14 protein-coding genes are annotated in these 15391 nt (G+C 72.9%); 10 read left to right on the forward strand and 4 right to left on the reverse strand.

Annotated elements, in window-relative coordinates; translation table 11 throughout:
* Positions 1 to 23: 23 nt before the first annotated feature.
* Both ACX9MN_RS26985 and ACX9MN_RS26990 read right to left on the reverse strand, forming a co-directional pair.
* Positions 24 to 740: a thioesterase II family protein gene (locus ACX9MN_RS26985; RefSeq protein WP_244540037.1), complete on the reverse strand. Its 717-nt coding sequence runs from the start codon at positions 738 to 740 to the stop codon at positions 24 to 26.
* 2 nt (positions 741 to 742) lie between these two features.
* Positions 743 to 976, reverse strand: coding sequence for an MbtH family protein (locus tag ACX9MN_RS26990; protein WP_020094344.1), 234 nt, complete (start codon positions 974 to 976; stop codon positions 743 to 745).
* Between the two features lie 428 nt (positions 977 to 1404).
* Between ACX9MN_RS26990 and ACX9MN_RS26995 the strand changes: the two genes are divergently transcribed.
* The 6 genes from ACX9MN_RS26995 (at position 1405) to ACX9MN_RS27020 (ending at position 8902) form a co-directional block, all read left to right on the forward strand.
* Positions 1405 to 2778 carry a lysine N(6)-hydroxylase/L-ornithine N(5)-oxygenase family protein gene (locus tag ACX9MN_RS26995; RefSeq protein ID WP_447683277.1) on the forward strand — a complete coding sequence of 458 codons (1374 nt, stop codon included), beginning with the start codon at positions 1405 to 1407 and terminating at the stop codon, positions 2776 to 2778.
* A gap of 103 nt (positions 2779 to 2881) precedes the next feature.
* Positions 2882 to 3826, forward strand: coding sequence for an ABC transporter substrate-binding protein (locus tag ACX9MN_RS27000; RefSeq protein WP_244540894.1), 945 nt, complete (start codon positions 2882 to 2884; stop codon positions 3824 to 3826).
* Positions 3823 to 5835 carry a Fe(3+)-hydroxamate ABC transporter permease FhuB gene (gene fhuB, locus ACX9MN_RS27005; RefSeq protein WP_489725944.1) on the forward strand — a complete coding sequence of 671 codons (2013 nt, stop codon included), beginning with the start codon at positions 3823 to 3825 and terminating at the stop codon, positions 5833 to 5835. The genes ACX9MN_RS27000 and fhuB overlap by 4 nt, the downstream gene beginning before the upstream one ends.
* Positions 5832 to 6629 carry a siderophore-iron reductase FhuF gene (gene fhuF, locus ACX9MN_RS27010; RefSeq protein ID WP_427510884.1) on the forward strand — a complete coding sequence of 266 codons (798 nt, stop codon included), beginning with the start codon at positions 5832 to 5834 and terminating at the stop codon, positions 6627 to 6629. The genes fhuB and fhuF overlap by 4 nt, the downstream gene beginning before the upstream one ends.
* Complete coding sequence (locus tag ACX9MN_RS27015; protein WP_170855236.1) at positions 6626 to 7474, forward strand: ATP-binding cassette domain-containing protein; 849 nt, start codon at positions 6626 to 6628, stop codon at positions 7472 to 7474. Before fhuF ends, ACX9MN_RS27015 begins: the two co-directional genes overlap by 4 nt.
* 438 nt (positions 7475 to 7912) lie before the next feature.
* Entirely contained in the window at positions 7913 to 8902 is a 990-nt protein-coding gene (locus ACX9MN_RS27020) for a helix-turn-helix domain-containing protein (protein ID WP_489725945.1), read from the forward strand.
* 390 nt (positions 8903 to 9292) lie between these two features.
* On the opposite strand, the gene ACX9MN_RS27025 is transcribed toward ACX9MN_RS27020, so the two are convergent.
* Entirely contained in the window at positions 9293 to 9571 is a 279-nt protein-coding gene (locus ACX9MN_RS27025; RefSeq protein ID WP_100253742.1) for a hypothetical protein, read from the reverse strand.
* A 431-nt stretch (positions 9572 to 10002) separates the two neighbouring features.
* Positions 10003 to 10641 (reverse strand): isochorismatase family protein, encoded by a 639-nt coding sequence (locus tag ACX9MN_RS27030; RefSeq protein ID WP_091981160.1) that lies wholly within the window; start codon positions 10639 to 10641, stop codon positions 10003 to 10005.
* Positions 10642 to 10765: 124 nt separating this feature from the next.
* On the opposite strand from ACX9MN_RS27030, the gene ACX9MN_RS27035 reads away from it, so the two are divergent.
* The 4 genes from ACX9MN_RS27035 (at position 10766) to ACX9MN_RS27050 (ending at position 15349) form a co-directional block, all read left to right on the forward strand.
* The gene (locus tag ACX9MN_RS27035) at positions 10766 to 11677 is read left to right on the forward strand and encodes a LysR substrate-binding domain-containing protein (protein ID WP_056529504.1); all 912 of its coding nucleotides are present in this window, start codon (positions 10766 to 10768) and stop codon (positions 11675 to 11677) included.
* 186 nt (positions 11678 to 11863) lie between these two features.
* Entirely contained in the window at positions 11864 to 12742 is an 879-nt protein-coding gene (locus ACX9MN_RS27040; RefSeq protein WP_489725946.1) for a pirin family protein, read from the forward strand.
* 103 nt (positions 12743 to 12845) lie between these two features.
* The gene (locus ACX9MN_RS27045; RefSeq protein ID WP_091928349.1) at positions 12846 to 13790 is read left to right on the forward strand and encodes an alpha/beta hydrolase; all 945 of its coding nucleotides are present in this window, start codon (positions 12846 to 12848) and stop codon (positions 13788 to 13790) included.
* A 32-nt stretch (positions 13791 to 13822) separates the two neighbouring features.
* Positions 13823 to 15349: a GMC family oxidoreductase gene (locus tag ACX9MN_RS27050; protein WP_489725947.1), complete on the forward strand. Its 1527-nt coding sequence runs from the start codon at positions 13823 to 13825 to the stop codon at positions 15347 to 15349.
* Positions 15350 to 15391 lie beyond the last annotated feature (42 nt).

Below are 15391 nucleotides of genomic sequence, written 5' to 3' on the forward strand. Positions count from 1 at the left end.
GCCGATGGGCGGGCGCGGCCGCCTCAGGCCGCGGCCTCGGCCCGCGCGCCGATCCGCCGGCCGACGAGGTCGAGCACCGGGCCCCGCCGCGCGTGGATGAAGAAGTGGTCGCCCTCGAACAGCGCGAGGTCGAAGGGGCCGCGCGTCTCGCGGCCCCAGGCCTCGAGGTCGGCGCGGGCGACGTCGTCCCGCGTCCCGCCGAGCGCCTGGATCGGGCAGTCCAGCGCCGGGCGCGCCGCGTAGGTGTAGGCGCCGCGCAGCCGGAAATCGGCCCGGAGCACCGGCAGCACCAGGGCCATCAGGGCGGGATCGGCCAGCGCCTCCGGCGGCGTCGCGCCGTAGGCGGACAGCGCGTCGCGCAGGTCCGCGTCGCTGCGCGGGCGGCGGAAATACGCCCCGTCGCACACCGCCGGTCCGGCGCATCCGGAGGCGAACAGCGCGCGCGGCGCCGCGATCCCGCGGTCGCGGAGTTCGTGCGCCAGCTCGAAGGCGAGCAGCGCGCCCAGGCTATGCCCGAACAGCGCGTAGGAGCCCGTGACGGAACCGGCGACCTCGTCCGCGAGGCGCCGCGTCAGCGCCCGCGGGTCGGTGCAGGGCGCCTCGCCGATCCGGGAGCCGCGCCCCGGCAGCTCGACGGGCCTGACGTCGACCGCGTCGGGCAGGCCGCGGCGCCACTGCGCGAACACCGCGGCGCTCGCCCCCGCGTAGGGCAGGCAGAACAGCCGGACTCGTCCCGGCACGGTCACGCCCGCGCGCCGCCCGCGTCCCGCTCCTGTGCCTCCATGTGTCGGCGCAGGCTCAGGGGCCGCATGTCGGTCCAGACCTCGTCGATGTAGGCCAGGCAATCGGCCTTCGCGCGCGGATCGCCCACGGCGCGCCACCCGTCGGGGATGTCGCGGTAGCTCGGCCAGATCGAGTATTGCTCCTCGTGATTCACCACCACGTAGAACAGCGTATCTTCGCGATCGAACGCCATCGATGCATCCCGTTCAGGTGAAAGCTGCGAGCAGCCTCGCCAATGAATCAATGAACTTCGCTTGTCGGCGCATAACATGGCCGAAAGATCGCCGGACTCAAGGGCCCTTTTACATATTTGAAATGTTCTAATTTAATTCATTACTGCTCGATCGTCAGAAGTGTTTTCCGGAGACCTTGAATCACTGTGGCGGTTCGCGCTACGCAGTGCGGCCGGCGGGTGCGGCCGGCGGGTGTTCTGTGGTCCGGGGCTTGGCGGGGGACGCGGTCAGTGGCGTGTGCGCGAACCAGCTTCCGGTCGCCTGCGAGCGGTCCCGCCGGGGGAACGCGCGGCTCCCCCGAGGGAGGCGCCGCCCCCGTGCGCCGCGGCGGCGAGGATCGCCGCGCATCCCGGCGCGCACCCCGTCGTGCGGACGAGGAGACGATCGGATGACCGCGCGCGCCGCACCGCTCTGCGACGTCATCGGGGTCGGCTTCGGGCCCTCGAACCTCGCCCTGGCGATCGCCCTGGCCGAGACCCCGGCGGCGCGCGGCCTCCGGTACCGCTTCCTGGAGCGGCAGCCGCACTTCCGATGGCACGGCGGCATGCTGCTACCGGGCAGCGACATGCAGATCTCGTTCCTCAAGGACCTCGTCACGCTCCGCAACCCGACGAGCCCGCTGACCTTCGTGAACTACCTGCACAGCCAGGGTCGACTGCACGATTTCATCGATCTCGGGACGTTTCATCCCAGCCGGATCGAGTTCAACGACTATCTCCGGTGGGTGGCGGACCATTTCGCCGACCGGTGCGACTACGGCGAGACCGCGGTCGCGGTGGAGCCCGGGCCGGGACCGGACGGGACGGTCGAGACCCTGTGGGTCGTCACCCGCGACGCCGCGGGCCGCGAGATCCGCCGCCAGACGCGCGACCTCGCCCTCGCGGTGGGCGGCGCCCCGCACGTGCCCGCCGCCTTCGCCGCCCTGGCGCGCGATCCCCGGCTCTGCCATTCGAGCCGCTACCTCGACCACGTCGACCGGCGCGGCCCGGGCAGCCCGCTCGACCTGTCGCGCCCGGGCGCCCGCGTGGCGGTGATCGGCGGCGGCCAGAGCGCCGCCGAGATCGGCCACGATCTCCACGCCCGCTTCCCGCAGCTGCAGGTCGATCTCGTCTTCCGCGGCCACGCCCTCCGGCCCTCGGACGCGACGCCGTTCGTCAACGAGATCTTCCACCCCGACCGCACCGACTTCGTGTACGCGCAGCCGAGCGAGCGGCGGGCGGCGATCGTGCGCAGCTACCGCAACACGAACTACGCGGTGATCGACGCCGACCTGCTCAAGGCGCTCCACGTCATCGTCTACCGGGAGAAGGTCTCCGGGCCGCAGCGCCTGCACCTGCGGCCGCGCAGCGAGATCCTCTCGGCCGTCGGCGAGGCAAGCGGGATCAGGCTGCGGACCGTCGACCGCTACGCCGAGGTCGAGGCGGAGCGCAGCTACGACGGCATCGTCCTGGCGACCGGGTACGCGCGCGACCCGAACCCGGCGATCCTCGAACCGCTCGCGCCCTACCGCGACGGGCCGGACCTGGCGCGCGACTACCGCGTCCCGACCCGCCCCGGCTTCGTCCCGCGCATCTACGTCCAGGGCTACTCGGAGACCTCGCACGGTCTGAGCGACACCCTGCTCTCGGTCCTGCCGGTCCGCGCGCAGGAGATCGTCGACAGCCTGCTCGATCAGGACGGGCACGGGGGCGCGGTCGCCCCGGCGCGCGCGCCCGCCGCCGGCGGGATCCGCGCCTGGGAGCGGCAGGGAGCGCATCCATGAGGCTTGCCGTCCCGCGGACCGGCCGGGCGCGGCGCGCGGAGGCGTTCCGCGGGCGGAACCGCCGCCCGCCCACCCGGGTCGGCGCACGGGTCGGCGCATGGGGATGAGCCGCCCGCGCGGCGATCGTCGCGCCCTCCTCGCCGGCCTCGCCGCGGGCGTCCTGGGTCTCGTCCCGGGCGGCTTCGCCGCGTCCCTCGCGGGCGCGTCCGAAGACCCGCGGCGCGCGGAGACGGGCGGCGCGCCCGCCGCCCGCGTGGTCGCCCTCGACGGGTTGTTCGCCGAGACGCTCCTCGCCATCGGCCTCGTGCCGGTGGCGATCGCCAACCGGCCGCTCTACGAGAAGCTCATCGCGCAGCCGCCCCTGCCGGACTCGGTCCTCGACCTCGGCCCGCTGCAGGAGCCGAACCTCGAGTTCCTCAGCCTGATCGCCCCCGACCTCATCCTCGCCGCGCCGTGGCAGGCGCAGATCCAGGTCGCGCTGACCCGGATCGCCCCGGTCGTGGCGCTGCCCATCGTCGCGGGCGCGCGGGAGCCGATCGACCACCTCGACGCGCTGACCCGCGACCTGGGGGACCGCGTCGACCGCGCCGCGGCGGCGCGGGCGCTGGTCGCCGGGACCGACGGGGCGCTCGCCGAGGCCCGGGCCGCGCTCGCGGGCCGGACCGGGCGCCCGGTCTACATCTGCCGCTTCCGCGACGACGGGCGGCAGCTGGCCGTCTTCGGCACGCGCAGCACCGTCGGCGCGGTCGCCCAGCGCCTCGGCCTGACCAATGCCTGGACCGGCCGGCAGAGCGGCGCGGGCACGGTGCTCGCCGCGGTCGAGGACCTCGCGGAGGTGCCCGACGCGACGCTGATCCACTTCGACCGCGGCGCCGAGACCGCGCGCGCCCTCGGGCGCCTCGACGACAGCCCGCTCTGGCGGGCGCTGCCCGCCGTGCGCGCCGGCCGCGTGATCCGCATGCCGGTCGTCCATCCGAACGGCGGCCTGCCGTCGGCCGCGCGCTTCGCCCGTCAGGTCGCCGCGGCGCTCGGGAAGGCCCCGGCGTGAGCGCGGCCGGGGCCGGAGCGCGGCGGGCGCGAGCCGACGGGGCCGGGGCCTCGCCGCTCTGGCGCGGGGCGGGGCTCCTCGCCCTCGCGCTGGCGGTGAGCGCCGCGCTGCTGCACGCCAACCTGGCGGCCGTCCTGCCGCCCGGGCAGTGGTGGGCCGCTCTGCTCCACCCGACCGACGGCGACATGCCGCAGCTCGTCCTGCGCGACAGCCTGCTGCCGCGCCTCGCCATGGCGGTCCTGGCGGGCGGGGGGCTCGGCCTGGCCGGCGTGCTGTTCCAGCAGGTGCTCGACAACCCGCTCGCCGAGCCCGGAACCCTCGGGGTGTTCGCGGGCGCGAAGCTCGCCCTGGCCCTCGCGACGCTGTGGTGGCCGGCCCTCCTGATCTACGGCTACGAGCCCGTCGCGGGCGCCGGGGCGGCCCTGTGCACGGGCCTCGTGCTGCTGCTGAGCGGGCGCAGCGGCTACGCGCCGTCCACCGTCATCCTCGCCGGACTGGTGGTCGGGCTGTCCGCCGAGGCGGCCAACCGGATGCTCGTGCTCGCGCATTTCGACGCGCTCTCCGACCTCTACGCGTGGCAGGCCGGCGCGCTGAACCAGAACAACTGGGACGGCGTCCGCGGCCTCGTCCCGCGCCTCGCCCTCGCGGCCATCGCGGCCGGCCTGCTGGCGCGCCCGCTGACCCTGATCGAGCTCGGCGATGCCGGGGCGCGGGGCCTCGGCGTCTCCACCGCCGGCACGCGGCTCGCCGCCCTCGCCCTCGGCGTCGCGGTCGGCGCCAGCGTGACCGGGTATCTCGGGGTGATCGGCTTCGTCGGCCTGGCGGGGCCGGCCCTCGCCCGCTACGGCGGCGCCCGCCGGCTCCGCGACCGCCTGCTCTGGGGGCCGGTGGCCGGGGCGGTGCTGCTCGTCCTGACCGATCAGCTCGTGCAGCGGCTCATCGGCCGCAGCGGTGTCCCGACCGGCGCCGTCACCGCCCTCGTCGGCGCGCCCCTGCTGGTCGGCCTCATCCTGGGCCTGCGCACGGCGCGCGAGGCGCCGCCGGCGCCGGGGCCTATCCCGGTCCGTCTCGCCCGGCCGTGGCCCGCCATCGGGGCGCTCGCGATCCTGGCCCTCGCGGCCGTCGGCCTGTCGCTCACCCTGGGGCGGGATGCCCAGGGCTGGCTGTGGAGCCCCGATCCGGGCGCCCTCCTGGCCTGGCGGGCGCCGCGCGCGCTGGCCGCCCTGGGGGCCGGGGCCATGCTCGCCTACGCGGGCGGGCTGCTGCAGCGGCTGACCGGGAACCCCCTCGCGAGCCCCGAGCTGTTCGGCGTCTCCGCGGGCGCGGCCCTGGTGGTGGTGCTCGTCCTGTTCCTCGCCCCCGGCCTCGGCCCGGCCGCGATGCTGGCCGCCTCCGCGGCGGGCGCGCTCGCGACGCTGCTGGCGATCCTGGCCCTGGGCCGCCGGGCGCGCTACGCCTCCGCCCGGATCCTGCTGGTCGGCGCGGCCCTCACCAGTCTGATCGGCTCGGTGATCGCGCTCCTGCTCGCCACGGCCGACCCGCGGACCGCCGCCCTGCTGACGTGGCTCTCGGGCTCGACCTACAACGCCACCGGGACCGAGGCCGGGCTCGCCTGCCTCGGCGCGGCCCTGGTGCTCGCGGGCACGCCGCTGCTCGCGCGCTGGCTCACGATCCTGCCGCTCGGGGCGGAGACGAGCCGGGCCGTCGGGCTCCAGGTCGCGCGGGCGCGCCTGACGGTCCTGTCGGTCGCCGCGATCCTGACCGGCGCCGCGACCCTGCTCGTCGGCCCGCTGAGCTTCGTCGGGCTGATGGGGCCGCACCTCGCCCGCAGCCTGGGCTTCAGCCGGGCCGCCGAGCAGCTGGTGGCGGCGACGCTCGCCGGCGGCCTGATCATGGTGCTGGCCGACTGGCTCGGGCGCGTCGCGGCCTTCCCGTGGCAGTTGCCCGCCGGCCTCGTCGCGACGGTTCTCGGGGGCGCCTATTTCGTCTGGCTGATGCTGCGCCGATGATTCTCTCCCCGCTGAACGCCCTGTTCGTCGGCCCCCTCGAGGGCTACCGGGATCGGATCGTGTCCGCGGAGGATCCGCGCCCCTCCGTGAGGGGCGCCGACCTGCTCGATCCGCGCGTCCTGACCGACCAGCTCGACCGGTTCGCCCGCACCTTCGCGGCGCCGGAGCCCCGCGCCGTCGCGTCGATCTGGGCGAAGCAGCACTTCTCGATGCTGGTGGTGCCCGCGCTCGCCGCCAACATCGTGCTCGACCTCGTCCTGCCCGTGGCCCTCGACGCCGTCGAGATCGTCCCGGACGACGGCGGGCTGACGCGGGCGCTCAAGCTGCGCGACCCCGCCGCGGGGAGCGACGGGCCCGGCGGGCAGACCGGGGCGCGGGCGCCGGCGGATCGCTTCGGCGCGCTGATCGACGCGCACCTGGCGCCCCTGGTCGGTGCCCTGGCGGCGGTCTCGGGCGTGGCGCCGCGCGTGCTGTGGAGCAATGCCGGCAACATCTTCGAGTTCGTGGTGCGCCGCACCGAGGGGCTCCCGCAGGCGGGCCGGACCGGGCACGCGGCCGCCGCGAGCGTCCTGACGAGCCGCCGCCGGTCCGGCGCGCCCAACCCGCTGTTCGCGCCGATCCGCTACGTCCCGGAGGCGGGGGACGCGCCGGCGGGCGCGCCGCCGCGTCGGGTGCGGAAGGTCTGCTGCCTGCGCTACCTCATCCCCGACCAGAGCCTCTGCGGCGCCTGCCCCCTGCCGGCACGCCCCGAAGCGGGTCCGGCGGGTACGGACGGCCCGAGGAGGCCCGCATGAACGGTCCCGATGCGCCGGTCGTCGCGCGGCCGCGGGGCGCGCCGACGGCGGAAGCCGCGGGCGCCCCCCCGCTCTTCACCCTGCAGGGCGCGAGCTTCGGTCTCCCCGAACGCACCCTGCTGCATCCCCTCGACCTCGTGATCCAGCCGCGGCAGGTGGTGGGCCTGATCGGCCATAACGGGTCCGGCAAGTCGACCCTGATCAAGCTGCTGGGCCGCCAGCAGGCGCCGACCGCCGGCCGGATCGCGTTCGCGGATCGCGCCCTCAGTGCCTGGGAGGACCGCGCCTTCGCGCGCGAGGTCGCCTATCTGCCGCAGGCGCTCCCGCCGGTCCCGGGCATGACCGTGCGCGAGCTCGTGGCGCTGGGGCGCTATCCCTGGCACGGCGCCCTCGGCCGCGTCGCCGACCGGGATCGTGAGGCGGTCCGGCGGGCGCTCGCCGCCACCGGCGTCGCCGCCTTCGCGGACCGCTTCGTCGACACGCTCTCGGGCGGTGAGCGGCAGCGCGTCTGGCTCGCGATGATGATCGCGCAGGAGCCCGCCTGCCTGCTGCTCGACGAGCCGATCTCGGCCCTCGACGTCGCCCACGCCGTCGAGATCCTCGCCCTCGTGCGCGATCTGGCCCATCGTGACGGGCTCGGCGTCGTGGTGGTCCTGCACGACGTGAACATGGCGGCGCGCGTCTGCGACCGCATCCTGGCGCTGCACTCGGGACGCCTGATCGCGGACGGCCCGCCCGGCACGCTGATGAACCCCGACACGCTGCGCGCCGTGTACGACATCCCGATGGGCGTCATGCCGCATCCGGATACCGGTCGGCCGCTGAGCTACCTGCGCGGATCGTAGGCCGGCGCGCGACCACCAGCTGCTCGCGATCCGGCACGCTCGGACCCAGGGTCCGAGCGCGAATCGGCCGGACACTCGGGTGGCGGCGCGCCGCGGACCTCGTCGCCGCCCGGCGGTGACCTCGTGTCGTCTGGACGATCGAGGCATCGGGAAGAGCGCGGCCGTTGCGGCGGCTCCGACAACGCTGGCGAGGACGGAGGGATTCCGAGACGGTGACCGGCCCCCGCGGGGTGGTCCCGTGTCAGGCTTGGGTGCGATCGGAGTGGCGGCTCTGGGCGGTTTCCTGCCGGTGCGCTTACCGACGGCATTGGTTGAGACGCGGACAGAACCGCCGCGAAGCACCCGGCACCGCGGTCTTGAGATAATAGATTATATACAGTAACCCTCCGGATCCGCAGTCTGCGCTTCGGGACGGCGCGCTGCGTGCCGAGGCTACGCATGCAACCCTTCTTCTCGACAGAGGGAATTCACCCCAAGGACGCGTTCCGGCGCTGGCGCGAGACGATCTGCGAGCGATTGATCCCGATCGACCAGCAACCCCTTCACGGGGTTCCGTTTCAGGGCAGGCTGGACGTCACCAGCATCGGGCCTGTGCCGATCTCCAAGATGGCACACACCGCCATGCGGACTGAAGCGACCCCCGACGCGATTCGGCGCTATGGGCAGCCCGACCGCCTCTACGCGTCCTTGAAGCTCTCCGGCCAGGACGCCATCCAGCAAGGCGATCGGGAGGCTGTATTCCGGACGGGCGACTTCGTCGTTATCGACGCACGCCCGGCCGTCTGCGAGGCCGACACGGGCATCTCCCTCGTCATCGATCTGCCGCGCGAGCGCTTCGAGGCCATGCTGGGCCCGTCCCGGCTGTACTGTGCACTCACGGTCGGCGCGGACCTCGCCTCCACGACCCTGGCAAACACCTTCCTCCAGGAGCTGGTGCGCATGGGCGATCAGCTCACGCCCGACGCGGCCGCGCGCATGGCGGCGATCGGAACGGACCTGATCATAGCGAGCCTCGCCGAACGGATGGCGCAGGAGGTACCCCGTTCCGTCCACGGCAACGTCACGGTCCAGCGCGCCAAGGCCTATGTCGAGGCCCATCTGAGCGACCCGAACCTGGATCCGCCGCAACTCGCCGCCGCGATGGGCGTGTCGCTGCGCCGGCTCCAGGAACTGTTCCACGAGCGCGGCCGGCACATCTCCGATTACATCTGGGGACGCCGCCTGGAGGCGGCAGCCAAGCGCCTGGGCGATCCGGCCTGCGCCCACCTGTCGATCGGCATGCTGGCTTACGGCTGCGGTTTCAGCAGCCAGGCGCATTTCGCGCGCCGCTTCAAGGATCGCTACGGCATGAGCCCGCGTGACTACCGGCAGGCGCACAGCCGAGACACGCAACCGGGCGCGTCCGCGTCCCGGCCGTCATTCTCGTGACCTGAGTGACCGGTTCGGGTCGCTCCCGGAACGGCAGTTCGGGGTGGTCTTCCGCCTGTCCGCTTCTGGGCATCAAGTGCGGGAAAGCCGACCTCGGCTTCCATTCGCGCCCAATCTCGAGAAGCGGCGGACTCCGCCACGATCCGGCGCAGAGGATTTCGCATCGCCCTTCGACTGTGCGCGGCGAACGCGCACCGCGTGCGCTGGCTTGCGGTACCGGTCATCCAACCCCCATTCGCCGAGGGCTGTCGGGCGCGATAAGGTTGATACCCTGCGGCGGGTCGCATCCCGGTCAAGGCAGGCGACGGTAGACACGGGCGAATTCCGTGCCGCGCCGGATTTCGCAGATGCCGGCTCGGCTGACCTTATCGAAGACGCGAAGGTATGACTTCACCGTGCGGCGCGGATCTTCCGGATCGGATTCGCGGCCTTCTGCTCCTCTTGGTAAGCGGCGATAGCCATCGAGCAATTCGGTGTCAGGAGGCCGGCTCTCTCGCGGAAGCAGGCCTGGACTTCCCCGCCGTCGGGCGAGAACTGGCCGCAATGTTCCAGGTAATCTCCTATGCAGTGGCGCTTCAGGTTCTCCTGGCTCGCCTGTGGCTGGGCAAAGGCCATGTCGGAGACGAGGCCGAGGACAGCGGTGAGGCAAGCGGTCTTCGAGATACTCATGGTCGGCTCCGTAGGGTGAGAGATCTACCGAGGAGACGCCTTCAGGCTCCGGTCATCGCCAGATACGGGATGAGGGAGGCGCAGGCGAAGTTGCCGGCGATGACCAGCAGGATGACGGACTGCATGCCCATGACGGCTCACCTCGTCTGCGCGAGGAGACCGGCTGCGGATGCGGGCGTCAGCATCGGCGCGCAGGCGATGGCGCCGATCACGCTGATGACGATCAGCAGTCGTGCGATGATGGTGGTCATGTCGGTTCCCCCTCGTGGCCGTTCGGGCCTTTGGTTAATGAAGAATTTAAGAGCTCGGCCTTACGCGCGTGTTGCTTCGATTGTTGCGTCGAGCAGGGGCCGGCAGACACCGCTGGCGCGCCCGCTTGCCGACCGCTGTGGGACAGGCGGCGGCCGCAAACTGACACGTGTCGTGAACGGTCAAGCATTCGCTCCGCCGTCCACTCTGCCGAAGGAGGCGGCGACCTGGCCGACCAAGGTCGCCCAGGGCATGTCCAAGGCGGCGTAGACCGGGCCCGCTTCCGGGCGGGCGTTGTCCTTCAGGATCTCGACCATCAGCGTCGCGTAGTCGGACAGGACCACGCCCGCCTGCGCCATACGGAGAAGGCCGGCCTGGCGCTTGGTCTCGCTGAACGTCCCGGAGGCGTCGACAGCCACGTAGGCGTCGAGGCCGCGGGCGACGGCTGTCATGGCCGGGAAAGCCGCGCAGACCTCCAGCGAGATGCCGGCGAAGATCAGCTTCTCGCGGCCCGTGGCCTCGATCGCCCGGGCGACGCGCGCGTCGTCGTAGGCGTTCACCGACGAGCGGTCGATGATCTCGTTTCCGGGCAACGCCGCGACCAACTCGGGGAAGGTCGGACCCCATAGGCTGTCGCGCGCCGTCGTGGTGACCACGATGGGCAGGCCGAGCGCCGTGGCGGCCTTCGCCAGGGCGATCACGTTGTGCTTGAGCTCGCCCGTCGAATAGTCCCGCACGCCCGTCATCAGACCGACCTGATGGTCGACGAGGACGAGGGCTGCGTTCTCGGCGGTGAGCGGTTCGTAGGCGCGAGCGGTCATCGTATCCTCCTGCTCAAGCCCCGTCGGGGCCGGCGACGAGCAAGAGCTATCGGCTGGACCGGCGGCCCAGAAGCCGCAACAATCCGAACCCAGCGTCCATAGGTTTGGACGATGAGGAGGCGGCGTGCTCGACCTGAACGACTTCTTCTACTTCGTGCAGGTCGTCGATCGCGGCGGCTTCACGGCCGCCGGGCGGACGCTGCGCGTGCCGAAATCCACTTTGAGCCACCGCCTCCAGCAGCTGGAGGGCGCCCTCGGCGTCCGGCTGTTGAACCGGACCTCGCGCCGGTTCGGCATGACGGATGCGGGGGAGGACTTCTACCGCCACGCGGTCGCGATGCTCAGAGAGGCGGAGCTGGCGGAGACGACGATCCGCCAGCGCCTGACGGAGCCGACCGGCACGGTGCGGTGCACGGCCGGCGTCGCGACCATGCAGTTCGCCCTGGCGGACATCATCGCGGATTTCCTCGTCCGCCATCCGAAGGTGAATGTCGTGGCCCACGGCGCGGACCGCACCGTCGACATCGTCGGCGAGAACTTCGACATCGCCGTGCGGGCCCATACGGACCCGCTGCCGGACTCGAACCTCGTCCAGCGTACCCTGGCGCCGGCGCCCTGGTTCCTGTTCGCGGGATCGGCATACCTCGACGAGAACGGCGCTCCGGACAATCCGGACGCCCTTCGGGACCATCCGTCCCTGTTCATGATGCGGACCGGGGTCGCGCCGGTCTGGCGGCTGCGGCACGCGAGCCGCGCCGGGGACGAGGCGGTACTGCCGTTGAGCCCGCGGCTGATGGGCGATGACATGGTCGGGCTGCAGCAGGCCGCCATCCGCGGCATCGGCGTGGTCGCTCTGCCGAGCTACATCTGTCGTCAGGCCGTCCGCTCGGGTGCCCTGCGGCGCGTTCTGCCCGACTGGGTCGCGGGCGACTCCACCCTGACGGCCCTCATTCCCTACCGCCAAGGCCTGCTTCCGTCCGTGCGGGCCTTCCTCGACCACCTCGCGGCGGAGTTTCCGAAGGCCGTGCTGCTCTAGGCGCGGGCGATCTCGACGGGGTCGGTCGAGGGTGTACGGGGCCGGGGCCGGTCGCCATCCGCCGCGAGCGCCACCGGATGCCGGATCCCGGCGTCCAAACGGTCGGACGATAGGTCCGAAAATAGCTGCCTTCTCGGCCAGCGTCTGTCGCCACACCATCGGCACATCCACGCAGCGAGGCAGGACATGACAGCTCTCGAGACCATCCACGGGGCCGACGCGCTCCACCCGAGGCTCGGCGAGACCGTTCTCGGTGAGCCCCACCGCATCGGCTCGAACTTCTCCGCGGCGCACTTCTCCGACGAAGCCTTCGACGGGCGCATGGACCCGCTTCTGATGGTCGACCACTTCGTCATGACGGGGCCGACCTTCGAGCCGCACCTCCATGCCGGCATCTCGGCCGTGACCGTCATGTTCGAGGACGCGACCGGCCACTTCCTCAACCGGGACACGCTGGGCCGAGACGTCGCCCTCGAGCCGGGCGACCTCTACTGGCTCGCGGCGGCGTCGGGCGCCGCGCACGAGGAGAGGCCGGCCGAAGGGGCACGGGTCCACGCCCTGCAGGTCTTCGTCAACCTGCCCGCGCGCCTCAAGGCGCAGCCGGCGCGCGCGCTGCACGTTCGCGCGGCCGACATCCCGGTCCTCAAAGGCCGCGGCCATCGCGTCCGCGTCGTCCTGGGGCAGAGCGGCGACGTTGTCGGCGCGGGTGGCACCCCGGAGGAGATGACACTGCTCGACGGCTTCCTACAGCCGGGCGGCGCCTTCGCCCACGCCCTGCCCGAGGGGCGGCAAGCCTGGATCTACGCCGTGTCGGGGCGCGTGTCCGTCCGCTGCCGTGAGGAGGAGCGCCTCCTGCCGGAGGGCGGCGCCCTGGCAATGGGCGCCGGTTCCGCCGCGGAGATCATCCTCGAAGCCGCCGAGGCTGCGCATGTCGTGCTGATGGCCGGGCGGCCGATCCGCGAGCCCTTCGTCAAGCGCGGTCCGCTGGTGATGTCCACGGTCGCCGACGTCGAGCGCGCGCTCGCCGGCTACGCCCGGGGCGCGTTCGGCCGCATCCCGGCCTGAGATCCGATCGTCCGACACACGAACCCCGCGCGGCGCCGAGCGACGCGCGGACGGCGGAGCCTTGCCCGGCGGCGGTCGGGCCGATGCACCAGCGGGAACTGCGATGCGCGACGACACCTTCGGTCCCGATCCGGCGCCAGGGACGATCACCATTCCGCTCGCCGACGATGAACGGCGGCGCGAGGACGCCCTGCGGGACCTGTTCGCGCGCTTCTGGGGCAACGCGACGGGAGAGCCGCGGGCGGTCTACGACACCTTCATAGCCGGCAGCCCGCGCGCGGACGGCGTCGCGTTCGACCCTGTGGACGAGGCCGGCATCCGCGGCTGGTGGGTGCGCCCCGCGGATGCCGCGCCCGGCCAGGCGATCCTCTTCCTGCACGGCGGCGGCTACGTCCAGGGCACGGCCGCGGCCTATCGCGGCTTCGTCAGCCAGATCGCGAGCCGGGCCGGCGTCGCCGCGCTCGCCATCGACTATCCTCTGGCGCCGGAGGCGACGCTGCCCGCTGCCCCGGAGGCGGCGCTGGCTGCCTGGGATTGGTTGATCGGCCAAGGCTACGACCGGATCGCCGTCGTCGGGGACTCGGCCGGGGGCGGGCTGAGCCTCGTCACCCTGGCGAGCCTCGCCCTGCGCGCGCGCGGCCCTGCGCCGGTGGCCGGCGTCGTCTTCTCGCCCTGGACCGACCTGACGCTGTCCGGCCCCTCCATGAACGACCCTTCGGTGCAGGACCCGCTCATCGGCCGTGCGTACCTGCAGGACTGCGCGCGCAAGTATGCCGGCGCGCGCGATGTCCGCCACCCGCTGGCTTCACCGCTCCTCGGCGACCTGCGCGGATTGCCCCCGCTCCTGATCCAGGTCGGCACCGACGAGCGCCTCATCGACGACGCGACGCGCTACGCCCGGCGCGCCGAACAGGCTGGCGTCGCGGTGTGGCTGGAGGTCTGGGAGGGCCTGCATCACGTCTTCCAGCTCGACGTCGCCCACCTCGACAGCAGCCGCCGGGCCCTCGACCGAGCCGCCGCCTTCCTGCGCCGCGCCTCCGCATCCTGACCATCGCCGCTCTCGAAGAGGACATGTCCGCCATGCCCACCCGCGCCCCCATCCCGGATCAGGCCTTCGACGTCGTCATCGCCGGCGGAGGCTCCGCGGGCGCCGTGCTCGCGCGCCGGCTCAGCGAGAATCCGAACCGGACGGTTCTTCTGCTGGAGGCCGGACCGGCCTACGCGCCGGGGGCGTATCCGGACGTGATCGCGAACGCGAACCGGGTCGGCGGCGACGCGGTGCACGACTGGGGCTACCACACCCAGGACCGCTCCGGCCTCGGCCACGACGTGCGCGCGATCCGCGGCAAGGTGCTCGGCGGCAGCTCCGGCGTGAACGCCGCGGTCGCCATGCGGGCGCGGCCGTCCGATTTCGCCCGCTGGACCGCGCGCGGTCTCGACGGCTGGTCGTGGGACGAGGTGCTCCCGGTCTTCAGGGCACTGGAGAACACGCCGGCCGGCGACGACGCTCGGCGCGGGCGCTCCGGGCCCTTCCCGATCCGCCAGCGCACGATGGAGGAGATCACCCCCTCCATGCGCGCCTTCGTGTTGGCCGCGGAGGCGGCCGGCCTGTCCCGCATCGCCGACTTCAACGGCGTGGAGCAGCACGGCGTCTCGCCCTACCCGCTGAACGTGGTCGAGGGCCGACGCGTCAACACGGGCATGGCCTACCTGACTGAGGAGGTTCGGCGCCGACCGAGCCTCGCCATCGTCGGGGGCGCCGAGGTCGACGCCGTGCTGTTCGACGGCCGGCGGGCGCGCGGCCTCCGGCTGCTGGGCGGCGCGACGGTGGAGGCCGGACGGGTGATCCTCTCGGCCGGGGCATTCGGCAGCCCCGCCATCCTGATGCGGTCGGGCATCGGGCCGGCGGCGCACCTGCGCGACCTCGACATTCCCGTGCTGCAGGACGCGCCGGTCGGCGAGCGGCTCAAGGAGCATCCGTTCTACTACAACGTCTACGCGCTCAAGCGGGAGGTGCGGGCGATGGACCCGGTCGCGGGCGCGATCATCTGGACGCGGTCGCGTGAGGCCGCCCCGGACGAGTTGGACCTTCACATCTCGGGGACGCACATCTTCGATCCGGCGCAGAGCCCGACCGGCGGGGCCATCGTACTGGCCTGCTCGGTCACGCTGCCGAGGTCCGTCGGCTCGGTTCGGCTGGCGAGCCGCGACCCCCGCGCCATGCCGCTCATCCGCTACAACTTCTTCGAGGACCCGGCCGACCTGAGGCGCATGTTGGAAGCGGTGCGCCTGTCGCGGCGCATCGGCCGGACGGCCCCGTTCAGCGACGTGGTCGCGGCGGAGCTGTATCCCGGTCCCGATGTCCGTGACGACGACGCGCTGCGGCGAGCCGTGCTCTCGGCAGTCGACGGCTATGCCCACCCGACCTCCTCCGTCCCGATGGGCGGCCGCGACGACCCGTGGGCAGTGGTCGATGGGAGCGGGGCGGTGCGCGGGGTGGACGGCCTGAACGTCGTCGATGCCTCGATCATGCCCGACATCGTCTCGGCGCCGACGAATGTGACCACGATCATGCTCGCCGAGGCGATCGGCCGGAGGTTCGGCTAGAGCCGTGCCCGATCGCGTTGCAATCGGGCACGGCTCTAAACC

It is taken from the genome of Methylobacterium sp. 1A (genome assembly GCF_058072805.1).

Excerpts from the sequence above, each read along its gene's own strand:
- ACX9MN_RS27050 (WP_489725947.1), top strand. The coding sequence starts at position 13,823 with ATGCCCACCCGCGCCCCCATCCCGGATCAGGCCTTCGACGTCGTCATC.
- ACX9MN_RS27000 (WP_244540894.1), top strand. The coding sequence starts at position 2,882 with ATGAGCCGCCCGCGCGGCGATCGTCGCGCCCTCCTCGCCGGCCTCGCC.
- ACX9MN_RS27040 (WP_489725946.1), top strand. The coding sequence starts at position 11,864 with ATGACAGCTCTCGAGACCATCCACGGGGCCGACGCGCTCCACCCGAGG.
- ACX9MN_RS27025 (WP_100253742.1), bottom strand. The coding sequence starts at position 9,571 with ATGAGTATCTCGAAGACCGCTTGCCTCACCGCTGTCCTCGGCCTCGTC.
- ACX9MN_RS26995 (WP_447683277.1), top strand. The coding sequence starts at position 1,405 with ATGACCGCGCGCGCCGCACCGCTCTGCGACGTCATCGGGGTCGGCTTC.
- ACX9MN_RS27015 (WP_170855236.1), top strand. The coding sequence starts at position 6,626 with ATGAACGGTCCCGATGCGCCGGTCGTCGCGCGGCCGCGGGGCGCGCCG.
- ACX9MN_RS27045 (WP_091928349.1), top strand. The coding sequence starts at position 12,846 with ATGCGCGACGACACCTTCGGTCCCGATCCGGCGCCAGGGACGATCACC.
- ACX9MN_RS27030 (WP_091981160.1), bottom strand. The coding sequence starts at position 10,641 with ATGACCGCTCGCGCCTACGAACCGCTCACCGCCGAGAACGCAGCCCTC.
- ACX9MN_RS26990 (WP_020094344.1), bottom strand. The coding sequence starts at position 976 with ATGGCGTTCGATCGCGAAGATACGCTGTTCTACGTGGTGGTGAATCAC.
- ACX9MN_RS27020 (WP_489725945.1), top strand. The coding sequence starts at position 7,913 with ATGCAACCCTTCTTCTCGACAGAGGGAATTCACCCCAAGGACGCGTTC.
- fhuF (WP_427510884.1), top strand. The coding sequence starts at position 5,832 with ATGATTCTCTCCCCGCTGAACGCCCTGTTCGTCGGCCCCCTCGAGGGC.